This is a genomic window from Nonomuraea sp. NPDC050394 (assembly GCF_044459065.1).
Classification (GTDB): Bacteria; Actinomycetota; Actinomycetes; order Streptosporangiales; family Streptosporangiaceae; genus Nonomuraea.
This window is the reverse complement of the sequence record NZ_JBITIO010000003.1, coordinates 770,557-783,302: the sequence shown is the minus strand read 5'-3', so window position 1 is coordinate 783,302 and position 12,746 is coordinate 770,557. Positions and strand designations below refer to the sequence as shown.

Sequence of the window (12,746 nt, the reverse complement as noted above, 5' to 3'; positions counted from 1 at the left end):
AAAAGGATCTCCGGGCGTAGCGTTGCAAGTATGCGCCAGGCACATGCTGAAGACGCCAGGACCGAGGCCAGGCGAGTCGTCCGCAACCTGCTCGGCGAGGACCGGCCCACCGCCGAACTGCTCATCGGCGACGCGACCCCGGTACTCGGTCACGAGCGCACTTCCCGCTGCCTCGACCTGGCCCTCGGCGCGTCGCTGACCCGCCGCTCGGCGGAGCTGGCCGCGATCGCCGCGCTCCTGGTCGGCACCAGGGAGCTCGGCGAGGCGTGGTGGTCGCAGACCAGGGGCGGCAAGCTGCCCGCGCCCGACGAGGTGCTGCGCACCGCCGTCGCCATCGAGCCGTGGACCGATCTCACGGCCCTGGAGATGCTCGGCGCGTGGATCGCCGACGACGCCGCCGACCAGTTGTGGGGCCGGCCCGTCGCCCAGGTCGACCTCAACTCCTGGCAGGCCGAGGACCGCTTCGACCTGCCCGACGGCGTGAAGCCCGGTCAGCGGCTCGTGGTGCACTTCGACGCCGGTGGCCGCCTGGACGCGGTGGTGACCCGGCGCCCCGACGACGACCTGGGCTCCAACCTGGACTTCCACTCGCTGCGCTACTCGCGCCCGGCGGAGGCGCAGTGGAGCTGGGGCGTGGCCGCCGGCCTCGGCCCGCACCACCTGCCCGGCGACTCACCCGACCCGTACGCCAGGAAGGTCGACCAGCGGGCCGTGGGCATTTTGCGGGCCTGGGCGCTGCGCCACGGCGTCGGCCAGGACCTTCTCGGACCGGCGTGGGAGACGGTCGGGGACGTGGTGGCCGCGATCGAGCGGGTCGACTGGATGTGGCGCTCGGCCGAGTGGTTCGGCTGGTGGCGCGGGGCCTCCGCGCTGGTGGACGACTCGGGCTACCTGCCGTACCGGCTGGACGAGCTGGCCGCCGGATAAGGCCGCCCCGGAATGCGGGGACGGGTGCGGCTGGTTGTCCACGTACGTGAAAGTTGAGATTTTCTCCGACATCGTCTGCCCCTGGTGCTACATCGGGCACACCCGCTTCGCCCGCGCCGCCGAGGCCTACCGCGCCAAGGGCGGCACCGTCGAGATCACCATGCGCCCCTTCCAGCTGAACCCGGACGCGCCCGCCGAGGGCGAGCCGCTGCTCACCGCGCTGGAGCGCAAGTTCGGCCCGGACATCGCCCAGATGACCTCCCAGGTCACCGGCGTGGCCGAGCAGGAGGGGCTGGAGCTCCGCTTCGAGCACGCCGTCAGCGCCAACACCGCCCAGGCGCACCGCCTCATCCAGGTCGCCACCGCCCAGGGCCGGGGCGAGGAGATGGCGCAGCGGTTGTTCCAGGCCCACTTCACCGACGGGCTCGACGTCGGCGACACCGGCGTGCTGGCCAAGCTGGCCGCCGAGGCGGGCGTCACCGACGACGGCGACGGCTCGGCCGAGGTGGACGAGCAGCTCGCGCGGGCCCGGCAGCTCGGGATAAGCGGGGTGCCGCTGTTCCTGTTCGAGGGGCAGTTCGCGGTCTCGGGCGCGCAGCCGTACGAGACGTTCGTCGCGGCGCTGGAGGAAGTGGCCGAGCGGACGGGGCAGAAGCCCATCACGGTGCTGGCCGCGCCCGCCGACGGCTGCGCCGACGACAGCTGCGCGGTCTAGAGGCCCCGCAGCGGCTCGCCCAGGTCGCCCGCGCGGTGGTGGCGGCGGCACAGCACCTGGTAGCGGACCGGTGAGGCGTTCGTGTCGCCGATGACGACCTGCTCGCCGGTGCGCGCCATCACGCCGCCCACCACCCGGGCGTTGAGCTGGCCCGGACGCCCGCACCAGCACAGCACCTCCACCTGCAGCCTGCTCACCTCGTCGGCCAGCTCGAACAACCGCTGCGCCGCGGGGAACATCACCGACCGGAAGTCGGAGGCCAGGCCGAAGGCGTACACGTCGACGCGGTGCTCGTCCACGAGGTCGGCCAGCTGCTCGATCTGCTCGACGGAGTAGAAGCACGCCTCGTCGCAGATGAGGTAGTCGATGCGGTCGTGCGCGGTGACCAGGGCGACCAGGTCGAGGCCGTCCTCGACCTCGATGGCCTCAAGCCCGAGCCCGATCCTGCTGGTCACCTTGGGACCGCCGGAGCGGTCGTGCTTGGTGAGCACGAGTCCGCGCCGCCCCTGCCTGCCGTGGTTGTAGTTCAGCTGCAGGGCGAGCGTGGACTTCCCGCAGTCCATGGGCCCGAAGTAGAACTTCAGCACGGCATCACGGCCGGCGGCGGAGGGCGCGGCAGACAGAGCAGACGATTCGGTCACGGAGTGCCACCTTAGTGGTTGGCTTATGGGAGATTTGTCCCACGAGCCTCAGGAGGACGCCTTGGTCACAGAGAAGCCCGCAGAAAAGCCGCCCGCGCTGGACGCCATGATGAGTCCCGACGACCTCACCGCCGCCCAGGCGGACGCCGCCCGCTGGCGCTACGGGTTCTTCGTGGTGGTGACCGGCATCGTCGCGGTCCTCGTCGCCTTCGGGGCGGCGGTCTTCGCCACCAGGGAGTTCGCCGCGCTGTTCGCGGGCGTGGCCGGAGTGGTCGGCACGATCATCGGCGCCTACTTCGGCGTGCAGGCCGGCCAGTCGGGCAAGGCGCGCGTCGAGGCCGAGCTGTCGAAGTCCCAGGAGATGGTCGTACGGCTGGCCGCCTACGTGGGCACGCAGAACGCGCCACGTGTTATTGACGAAGTTCTGGGCCGGCGCCGTACATGATGGCAATCCGTCTGTTATCCGAGCCCAGTACACATATGAAGCATGCGTAGCGTGCGTATCGGAGTCGACACCGGCGGCACGTTCACCGACGTCGTGGCGGTGGACGAACGTACCGGTGAGGTCGTCACCACGAAGACGCCCTCGACCCCGGCCAATCCGGCCGACGGGTTCATCACGGGCATCGAGAAGCTCGGCGAGTTCGACGTCAGCTCGATCGTCCACGGCACCACCGTGGCCACCAACCAGCTGCTCGAAGACCGCATCTCCGAGCTGGGCTTCATCACGACCGAGGGCTTCGAGTACGTCCTGGAGATCGCCCGGCAGAGCGTGCCCGACGGGTACGGCAACTCCTACTTCTGGGTCAAGCCGCCCAGGATCGTGCCCGTGCACCTGGTGAAGACCGTCGGCGGGCGCCTGGACCACCTCGGCGAGGAGGTGCGGCCGTTCTCCGAGGAGCAGGCGGCCGAGGTGGCGCGCTGGTTCCGGTCCAAGGGGATCACCGCGATCGGCGTCTGCTTCCTGCACTCCTACGCCAACCCCGGGCACGAGCGGCGCATGCGCGAGGTGCTGGAGCGCGAGCACCCCGAGGCGGTGGTCTCGATCTCCAGCGACGTGCTGCGGGAGTACCGCGAGTACGAGCGCTCCGTCACCACCCTGGTCGACGCCGCGGTCAAGCCCGCCATGCGGCGCTACATCGCCAATCTCGCCGACCGGCTCGGCATGCCGTTCTCGGTGATGAAGTCCAACGGCGGCATCCTGTCGGCCCGCGAGGTCGTCAACCAGCCGATCACCACGGTGCTGTCGGGACCGGCCGCCGGCGCCCTCGGCGCCGCGCTGATCGCCTCCACCGCGGGTCACCCGTCGGTCATCACGCTGGACGGCGGCGGCACCTCCACCGACGTCGCCGTCGTCATCGACGGCGAGCCCTCGACCACCACCGAGGGTTCGATCGGCCGCTACCCGTGCAAGATCCCGATGATCGACATCGTTACCGTCGGCGCGGGCGGCGGCTCGGTCGCCTGGATCTCGCCCGAAGGCACGCTCAAGGTCGGCCCGCGCTCGGCCGGAGCCGACCCGGGCCCGCTCTGCTACGGCAGGGGCGGCGCCGAGGTCACCGTCACCGACGCGCACGTCTACCTCGGCCGCATCCCGCCCCACCTGCTCGGCGGCGAGATCCCGCTGGACGTGGCGGCCGCCCGCGCCGGCATCGAGGACCTGGCCGACAAGCTCGGCCTCAGCCCCGAGCGGACCGCGACCGGCATCCTGGAGATCAGCGCCTTCAACCAGAGCAACGCCATCCGGCGCCTGACCGTGAAGCGCGGCCTGGACGTGCGCGACTTCCCGCTGGTGACGTTCGGCGGCTCCGGCCCGCTGCTGGCCTGCCGCCTCATCGACATCCTGGGCCTGCCCGCGGTGCTCGTACCGCCGGGGCCCGGCAACGTCTCCGCCTTCGGCCTGCTCACCGTCGACGTCAAGAACGACTACGTCCGCACGCACGTCACGCGCTCGCTCGACCTGGAGACGGCCGCGCGGATCTTCGGCGAGCTGGAGTCCACGGCCGCCGAGGCACTGGACCGCGAAGGTTTCGACGACCCCGTCCACGCGCGCAGCGCCGACCTGCGCTACTACGGCCAGGCCTACGAGGTCCGGGTTCCCGCCCCGCCGGGCGAGGTGGACGAGGGGTGGCGCGCCGAGGTGACCGCGCGCTTCCACGACGCCCACGAGAAGCTGTACGGCTACGCCTACCGCGACGACCCCCGGCACACGGTCGAATGGGTCAACCTGCGCGTCTCCGGCATCGGCCCCATCACCCGCCCGGCCATCCGCCGCCTTGAAGGCGACTTCCCCGGGACCGAGCCGCACACCAGAGCGGTGCACTTCGACCACCCCACCCCCGAGACCCCCATCCACCAGCGCGCGGGGCTGGCCCCCGGCGCCGTGGTCGAGGGCCCCGCGGTCATCGAGGAGTACGGCTCCACGATCCCCGTCCACCCCGGCTTCCACGCCGAGGTCGACCCCTTCGGCAACCTGGTGGTCCGCCCCGGCAAGCCCGCGCGCGCCGCCGACGAGGAGGGTGAGTAACCCATGAGCGCCGACCCGATCCTCATCGAGATCGTCGAAGGCACGCTGGCCTCGGTGGAGCGGGAGGTCGAGACCGCGATCGCGCGCACGGCCCGCTCGCCGATGATCCGCGACGCGCACGACTTCCGCGCCGGCATCCACGACGTGAAGCTCAGGAAGCTCACCGGCCGCTCCTACAGCGCGCTCGTCCAGCCGGTCGTCAGGGATTTCCCCGCCGAGACGATGAAGGAGGGCGACGTCTACTTCCACAACGACGTCTACCTCTCCGAAGGCGGCATCGGCCACCTGCCCGACCTGTGCGTGACCGTCCCGGTCTTCCACGAGGGCGAGGTCGTCGCGTTCGTCCAGGCCTTCGGCCACCACGACGACATCGGCGGCTCCGTGCCCGGCAGCATGCCCTCCCACGCGCGCAGCGTCTTCGAAGAGGGCCTGATGGTGCCGCCGATCAAGCTCTGGGACCAGGGCGTGCCCAACGAGGCCGCGCTGCGCATCATGACCCGCAACTCCCGCATGCCCGACTCGCTCGCCGGCGACCTGGACGCCGAGTGCTCGGCCTGCCTCATGGGCGCGCGCCGCCTCTCGGAGCTCTTCGAGAGGTACGGCAGGGCCGCCGTCGAGGAGTGCTTCGACGCGATCATCTCCAAGACCACCGAGACCTTCCGCCGCGAGCTGCTGGCCAAGATCCCCGAAGGCGTCTACGTCTGGGAGGACTACGCCGAGCACGACGGCGTCGACGAGCCGCGCCTGCACGCCCAGCGCGTCACGCTGACCGTCGACCACGCCAGGCCCGCGCCGCTGACCATCGACTTCACCGGCACCTCGCCGCAGGCCAAGGGCCCGATCAACCACGCCGGCGACTACGCCGACGGGGTGTTCCTGAAGAAGTGGCTGGCCCCGGTCCTGCGCAACCTGGCCGACACCCCGGAGCGCATGGCGGAGCTGGACGTCAACGAGGGCGTGGTGCCGCTCATCGAGATGCGCTTCCCCGGCAAGGGCACCCTGCTCACGCCCGTCTTCCCGGCGCCGACCAACGCCCGCACGTTCGTCATCCTGCGGCTTCTGGGCGTGCTGGCCGGGGTGCTGGCCAAGGCCACACAGGGCAGGATGCCGGCCGACCAGGAGACGATCCGCTACACCGGTGTCCATGGGATCGACGGGGAGGGCCGGCCGTACCTGATGCGGGAGGTTCTCGGCGGCGGCTCCGGCGGGCGGTGGTACGCCGACGGCGAGGACACCATCCACGTGGTGCCCGACTCGCGCAACATCCCGGTGGAGTTCGCCGAGGCGCGCTGGCCGTTCCGGGTGGAGCGGCTGGCGCTGGCGTGCGACTCGGGCGGGCCCGGCATGTACCGGGGCGGGCTCGGCTACGACAAGCACATCAGGATGCTGCGCGACGCCTCCTACATGTCGATCGCCGACCGCTCGATCCTGTCCTGCTGGGGCGTCAACGGGGGGCTGGCCGGGCGGCCGTTCCGCGTGGAGGTCGGCGGCAAGGAGATGGAGGGGCTGGTGGACGACCATCCGGTGCAGGCCGGCGAGGTCGTCCGCATCCGTACCACGGGCGGCGGCGGGTGGGGCTCGCCCTATGACCGCGACCCCCGTGCGGTGGCCGCGGACGTGCGCGACGGGAAGGTCTCCATCGCGGGCGCGCTCGGCGACTACGGCGTGGTGCTCGACGGCGACCGCATCGACGAGCAGGGGACGGCGGAGCTGCGCGCCCGGCTGCGCCCGGCGAACGGCCGTTTCTTCGACCGCGGGCCCGGCTACGCGCGGCTGTCGGGCGGCAGGCCGGCGCCGGACGTCGACGAACCGTAACCGAGGGTAGGTGCCATGATTTCCCCCATTCGTGGAAACGATGGGGAGGAATCACCATGCGGATCGCACTCGCCGGCCTGGCCACCAGTCACCCGTACACCGACGCCAGGACCCTGGCGCGCCATGCCGAGCTGACCGTCTGGGAGCAGGATCCGGAGCGCCTGGCGCGGTTCGTGGAGGAGCATCCGCGGGCCAAGGTCGCGGGCGGCCTTGAGGAACTGCTGGCCGCGGAGCCGGACGGGGTCGTGCTCACCGTGCCGAACCCGCAGGCGCCGGCGGCGCTCGGCGCGGTGCTGCGGACCGGGGCGCCGGTCTTCATGAACAAGCCGGCCGCCGCCTCCAGGGAGCAACTGGAGGCCCTCGACCGGCTGGACATCACCGACCGCGTGCTGTCGACGTCGGTGCTGCGCTTCGCCCCGGCCTTCGCGGGGGCGCGCGTGGATCCGGCGGAGGTGCTGGCGGTGCGGGCCACCGTACGGCACGACGTGGGGATCTGGGCGACGGGCTACAACCCGTGGCAGGACACGCCCGGCCAGGGCGGCGGGACCATGGTGACGATGGGCGTGCACGGGGTGGAGCTGCTGGTCGCGCTGCTCGGTCCCGACGTACGGCTGGCCGGCGCGGCCGGTGCCGTACGCCACTACGAGGGCCTGCGCTCGGAGGACACCGGTGTGATGGCGCTGCGCTGGGGGAGCGGGATCACCGGCACCGTGGAGATCATCGGGGTCTCCGATGACGAGGCGTACACCGTCACCGTGCACACGCGCGACGGCTCCAGGGAGATCGCCATCGAGGCGGGCGACGACCATCTGAAGGGCCTCGGGTACGAGGGGACGGTCAACGCGTTCCTGGACATGGTCGCCGGCGCGCCCAGCCCGGTGCCGTGGGAGCAGACCCGCGCCATCCTCGAAGTGCTGATTTCGGCGCGCGAAGCGGTCCCTACCCATTGACAGGTTAAGACTCCGATAGTTACGGTCTGGACCGTAAATGAGAGGAGTTCGGGGTGCGGACGGTATCGGAGCTCGAAGAGCGGCTGGCGCGACCGAGCGCGGGGCTCGTCGACGACCTGGCCAGGCTCGACGGCGACATCATGATCCTGGGTGCGGGCGGAAAGCTGGGCCCCAGCCTGGTCAGGCTGGCGCTCAACGCCACGCGGGGCGGCAAGCGGGTCGTGGCGGTGTCCAGGTTCTCCGAGCCCGGCCTGGCCGACGCGCTGGCCTCGGAGGGCGCCACCGTGGTCAGCGCCGACGTGGCCGACGAGGCCGCGCTGCGCGACCTGCCCGACGTCGAGAACGTGGTCTTCCTGGTCGGCGCCAAGTTCGGCACCCAGGGCGCCGAGCACGCGACCTGGTTCACCAACTCCTACCTGCCCGGCCGGGTCGCCGACCGGTTCAGGCACAGCAGGATCGCCGCCCTTTCCACCGGCAACGTCTACCCGCTCACGCCCGTCACCAGCGGCGGCGCGACCGAGGAGACCAAGCCGGACCCGGTCGGCGAGTACGCGATGAGCTGCCTCGGCCGCGAGCGCGTCATGGAGCACTTCAGCGAGAAGTACGGCACCCGCCTGGCCCTCATCCGGCTCAACTACGCGGTCGAGATGCGGTACGGCGTGCTGGTCGACCTGGCGCAGAAGATCGTCGCCGGTGAGCCCATCGACCTGGCCACCGGGCAGGTCAACGTCGTCTGGCAGGGCTACGCCAACGAGGTGACGCTCCGGGCGCTGCTGCACGCGGACGCTCCGCCGTACCTGCTGAACCTGACCGGACCCGAGCTGATCTCGGTGCGGCAGGCGGCGCGGGACCTCGGCCGCGCGATCGGCAAGGAGCCGATCCTCGTCGGCGAGGAGGCGCCCACCGCGCTGCTGTCGAACGCGGGCAGGTGCCACCGCCTGTTCGGCTACCCGGAGCTGACGCCGGCCGAGCTGATCGAGCACACGGCGCGCTGGGTGTCCGACGGCGGGCCGCTGCTCGGCAAGCCGACCAAGTTCGAGCGGCGCGACGGCCGGTTCTGATCAGCATGCTCTTCGACCAAGGGGGAAATCACGTGCTCAGCACGGCTCCAGACGCTCATACGTCCGTGCGCGACCTGTTCAGGCGCGGTCTGGTCATTCCGGCGCACCCGCTCGCGCTGGACGCGGGCAGGAAGCTCGACGAGCGCCGCCAGCGGGCGCTGACCCGCTACTACGTGGACGCGGGCGCGGGCGGGCTGGCCGTGGGCGTGCACACCACGCAGTTCGCCATCCACGGCACGCCGCTGCTGGCGCCGGTGCTGGAGCTGGCCGCGGAGACCTCGCGCGAGGCGGGACGCGAGGTCGTGCTGGTCGCCGGCGCGACCGGGCCGACCGCGCAGGCCGTGGCCGAGGCCGAGCTGGCCAGGACGCTGGGCTACCACATGGTCCTGCTCAGCCCCTACGCCGAGCTGGACGAGGACGCGCTGATCGAGCGGGCGCGGGCGGTCGGCGAGGTGCTGCCGGTGATCGGCTTCTACCTGCAGCCCGCCGTGGGCGGCCGGACGTTGTCCAGGGACTTCTGGACCCGCCTGGCCGGCGTCGAATCCGTCGTCGGGATCAAGGTCGCGCCCTTCGACCGCTATCGGACCCTCGACGTGTTGCACGGTGTGGTCAGGGCAGGGCGCTCCGACGAAGTGGCGCTCTACACCGGCAACGACGACCACATCCTGGCCGACCTCATCACCCCGCACCGGGTCATCGTGGACGGGCGCGAGGTCGAGGTGGAGTTCGTCGGCGGGCTGCTCGGGCAGTGGGCGGTGTGGGTGCGCAAGGCCGTCGGCCTGCTGGAGGAGGCGCGGCGGGCGCGCGGCGGTGACGACGAGACGGTACGCCGCCTGCTGAGCCTCGACGGCCACCTGACCGACGCGAACGCGGCCATCTTCGACTCGGCGAACGGGTTCCACGGGTGCATTCCGGGCATCCACGAGATTTTGCGGCGGCAGGGGCTGCTGGCGGGGCGCTGGTGCCTGGACCCGGAGGAGGACCTGTCGCCGGGACAGCTCGCCGAGATCGACCGGGTGTGGGCGGCCTATCCGTGGCTGCGGGACGACGAGTTCGTGGCCGAGGGCCTGGACCGGTGGCTCTCCTAGAACCCGACTTCGAGCCCCGGCGCCGCATCCCGGCACCGGGGCTCAACCACGCCCGCCCCCAACCCTCCACCCCAGGTCTGACCACCCCAGGTCTGATGTGCTGTGGGTTGACCGCCTGCGGGCTGACGTCCCTGGGTCGGACATCCCACGGGCTGACGGTCTGTGGGGTGACGGCCCTGGGTCGGACATCCCACGGGCTGACGGTCTGTGGGGTGACGGCCCTGGGTCGGACATCCCACGGGCTGACGGTCTGTGGGGTGACGTCCCTGGGTCGGACATCCCACGGGCTGACGGTCTGTGGGGTGACGTCCCTGGGTCGGACATCCCACGGGCTGACGGTCTGTGGGGTGACGGCCCTCGGGTTGACGGTCTCCGGTCTGACGGTCCAGGGGTTGAAGGACCCGAGGCGGATGGACCGTGGGTTGACCGACCTACGGCTGACAGACCTGGGTCTGACGGTCGAGGGGTTGACCGGCCTGGGTCTGACAGTCCAGGGGCTGACGGTCTTGGGGGTGGCGCGGGCTGGGCTAGAGGGTGAGGCGGTACAGGGTGAGGGGGCGGCCGCTGCTGCCGCTGGTGAGGTTGCCGGTGCGTTCGGCCAGGCCCGCGAGCTCCAGCCGGTGCAACATCCTGCGGGCGGTCCGCTGCTGTACGGCCAGTCGCTCCGCGATCTCCCGCGTGGTCAGCGGCTCACCCCCGGAGGCGTCCCGCGCCTCCAGCAGCCGCTCCAGGGTGGGCACCGACAGCCCGACCCGCCGGGCCAGCACGGACAGGTTCTGCTCACCGGCCGGCGTGCTGGTCACCGACTCCAGCACGATGTCGGTGTCGGCCCGCAGCGACAGCACCGCCGCCACGTCCCCGATCCGCCGCGCGCGGGCGAGGGCCCGGCGCGCCAGGCTCTCCGCCTCGGCGGCGCTGCGTCCGAGACCGAACCCGACCCGCACCGCCCGCCCGCCCGCCGCCAGCCGCCCGAGCATGGGCAGCCCGGTGAACCCGCCGGTCGCGTCGTACAGCGGGCCGCGGGTGGTCACCAGCAGATGGGTGCCGCCCCGGAACCCGGCCAGCGTGCCGCCGAGCGCGGTGGCCTCGCGCAGCAGCCCGTCCTCTCCGTCCACCTCGATGAGCCCGAGCGCGATCTGCGCGTCCTCCTGTGCCTGCCCTTCCGCGGTCAGCAGGAGCTGGCGCAGCGCCACCCGCACCGAGTGCACCGACGGCGCCAGCCGCAGCACGTGCATCTCCCCGCGCAGTGCCTCGTGCACCGAGCTGAGGCAGGTGATCACCGGGTGGCCGGGCCCGCGCCGGTGGAAGGCGATGGCCTTCTTGGAGGTCATCTCCGGCCGGTAGCCGAGCGTGCGCAGCTGGTCGGTGGGCAGCCCCGCCTCGGTGAACGTGGCGGTGACGTCGGCCGGCGCGAGCGTGTCGATGGACAGCCGGGTGACGTCGTAGCCTTCGTGCTGCAGCCGTACCAGGCCGCTGAGCAGCGTGGCGCCGGAGTAGTCCACGAACGAGGCGGGCCGCGAGAGCATGTCGGCGTCGCGGGCCAGCATGTACGGGACGATGCCGGTGAACAGCCAGCCCTCCACGGCGTTGGCGTGGGCCTCGACGATGGCGGGGGCCTGCGACTCGTGGTCGTAGTCGAGCCGCAGCGCGCTCACCCCGGGCTGCTCCTCGCAGGTGGCCGCGACGTCGTCGACCAGATCATGCGGGCCGACGACCCCGATGACGATACCCACCCTCGCCTCCTTCTTCACTATTACGGTCAAGACCGAAAGGTTAACTTGTGACTCTCAAGTTTCCAAGCATGGCCGAATCCGCCGGCCGTACCCTCGGCGACGAGGAGATCGCGGCGCTGGAGCGGGTGATCCGTTCCGGCATGCTCAGCTCCGTCTGGGGGACGGAGGTGCGCGCGCTCGAAGCCGAGGTGGCGCGGATGTACGGCTCCCGCCACGCCATCGCGTGCAGCTCCGGCACGGCGGCCCTCCATCTCTCGGTCGTGGCGGCCGCACCGGACCCCGGGGACGAGATCATCACGACACCGATCACGGACTTCGGCACGGTGGCCCCCATCTTGGCGCAGAACGCCGTCCCTGTCTTCGCCGACGTGGACCCCTCCACCGGCATTCTCGATCCCGGTTCCGTCGCCAAGCTCATCGGCCCCCGCACCCGGGCGATCATGGTGGTTCACCTGTTCGGCGCCCCGGCCCCGATGGCCGAGTTCCGCGCGCTGGCCGACGAGCACGGCCTGGCCCTCATCGAGGACTGCGCCCAGGCGTGGCTGACCGAACTGCCCGGCGGCCGCTTCGCGGGCACCGCGGGCGACGTCGCCACCCTGAGCCTCCAGCAGTGGAAGCACATCACCTGCGGCGACGGCGGCCTGACGCTCACCGACGACGACGAACTGGCCAGGCGCATGCGCCTGTTCGCCGACAAGGGCTGGGACCGCGCGCGCGGCCGTTCGCACGAGAGCCTGGGCCTCAACTACCGGATGACCGAACTGCAGGGCGCGGTGGCCCGTGCCCAGCTGGCCAAGCTGCCCGGCGTGCTGGCCGACCGGCGGCGCGCCGCCGTACGGCTGATCGAGGAGCTTGAGGGGCTGGAGCGGGTACGGCTGCCGCGTCCCGACGGTCACGCGTGGTGGTTGTTCCCGCTCGTCTTCCCCGGCGGCGAGGCCCGCGAGGTGGCGGAGAAGCTGCGCGAGGACGGGATTCCGGCACGGGCCGGATACCTGACCCAGACCCTCAACCACGCGCCGGTCCTCGACGCCCCCCTGTACGGGAGCTCGCGCTACCCGCTGGAGGGCTACCGGGCGGCCGCCTGCCCCGAGGCCGAGCGGCTGGTCGGCGATACGCTGCTGGTCATCGACTGGAACGAGAACTACACCGGCGAGCACGTGGCCGCGATCTCGGCGAGCGTGCGGGCGCACTGCCGGTGACCGATACCCCGGAGGGCCGCCTAGTTACGGTCATGTATCAGGCATTGACCCCCTGTTCTCCCGATCGCTAGGTTTCGGTCTAGACCGGTA

11 protein-coding genes are annotated in these 12,746 nt (G+C 71.6%); 9 read left to right on the top strand and 2 right to left on the bottom strand.

The genetic code is table 11. The features are described 5' to 3' along the window. Nucleotides 1-30 precede the first annotated feature (30 nt). Nucleotides 31-927, top strand: a complete 897-nt coding sequence (locus ACIBKY_RS16625) for a hypothetical protein (protein WP_397097517.1) — start codon at nt 31-33, stop codon at nt 925-927. 46 nt (nt 928-973) lie between these two features. Continuing rightward, complete coding sequence (locus tag ACIBKY_RS16620; RefSeq protein WP_397097516.1) at nt 974-1,642, top strand: DsbA family protein; 669 nt, start codon at nt 974-976, stop codon at nt 1,640-1,642. Here ACIBKY_RS16620 and ACIBKY_RS16615 read toward each other — a convergent pair. After that, complete coding sequence (locus ACIBKY_RS16615; RefSeq protein ID WP_397097515.1) at nt 1,639-2,283, bottom strand: thymidine kinase; 645 nt, start codon at nt 2,281-2,283, stop codon at nt 1,639-1,641. The two genes, ACIBKY_RS16620 and ACIBKY_RS16615, sit on opposite strands and share 4 nt — an antisense overlap. Before the next feature lie 61 nt (nt 2,284-2,344). Here ACIBKY_RS16615 and ACIBKY_RS16610 point away from each other — a divergent pair, with 61 nt between their 5' ends. From ACIBKY_RS16610 to ACIBKY_RS16585, 6 genes are all read left to right on the top strand, one after another. Continuing rightward, a complete protein-coding gene (locus ACIBKY_RS16610; RefSeq protein ID WP_397097514.1) occupies nt 2,345-2,728 on the top strand; it encodes a hypothetical protein in 384 nt (127 codons plus the stop codon). Nucleotides 2,729-2,770: 42 nt separating this feature from the next. Continuing rightward, entirely contained in the window at nt 2,771-4,810 is a 2,040-nt protein-coding gene (locus ACIBKY_RS16605; protein WP_397097513.1) for a hydantoinase/oxoprolinase family protein, read from the top strand. 3 nt (nt 4,811-4,813) lie between these two features. After that, nucleotides 4,814-6,625, top strand: coding sequence for a hydantoinase B/oxoprolinase family protein (locus tag ACIBKY_RS16600; RefSeq protein ID WP_397097512.1), 1,812 nt, complete (start codon nt 4,814-4,816; stop codon nt 6,623-6,625). A 56-nt stretch (nt 6,626-6,681) separates the two neighbouring features. Beyond that, entirely contained in the window at nt 6,682-7,575 is an 894-nt protein-coding gene (locus ACIBKY_RS16595) for a Gfo/Idh/MocA family protein (protein WP_397097511.1), read from the top strand. Between the two features lie 53 nt (nt 7,576-7,628). Then, the gene (locus tag ACIBKY_RS16590; RefSeq protein WP_397097510.1) at nt 7,629-8,636 is read left to right on the top strand and encodes an NAD-dependent epimerase/dehydratase family protein; all 1,008 of its coding nucleotides are present in this window, start codon (nt 7,629-7,631) and stop codon (nt 8,634-8,636) included. Between the two features lie 65 nt (nt 8,637-8,701). Continuing rightward, on the top strand, nt 8,702-9,724 hold the full coding sequence (locus ACIBKY_RS16585; RefSeq protein ID WP_397097509.1) for a dihydrodipicolinate synthase family protein: 1,023 nt from the start codon (nt 8,702-8,704) through the stop codon (nt 9,722-9,724). A 527-nt stretch (nt 9,725-10,251) separates the two neighbouring features. On the opposite strand, the gene ACIBKY_RS16580 is transcribed toward ACIBKY_RS16585, so the two are convergent. Then, nucleotides 10,252-11,457, bottom strand: a complete 1,206-nt coding sequence (locus ACIBKY_RS16580; RefSeq protein ID WP_397097508.1) for a hypothetical protein — start codon at nt 11,455-11,457, stop codon at nt 10,252-10,254. Nucleotides 11,458-11,525: 68 nt separating this feature from the next. Here ACIBKY_RS16580 and ACIBKY_RS16575 point away from each other — a divergent pair, with 68 nt between their 5' ends. Next, nucleotides 11,526-12,656 (top strand): DegT/DnrJ/EryC1/StrS family aminotransferase, encoded by a 1,131-nt coding sequence (locus tag ACIBKY_RS16575; RefSeq protein WP_397097507.1) that lies wholly within the window; start codon nt 11,526-11,528, stop codon nt 12,654-12,656. Nucleotides 12,657-12,746 lie beyond the last annotated feature (90 nt).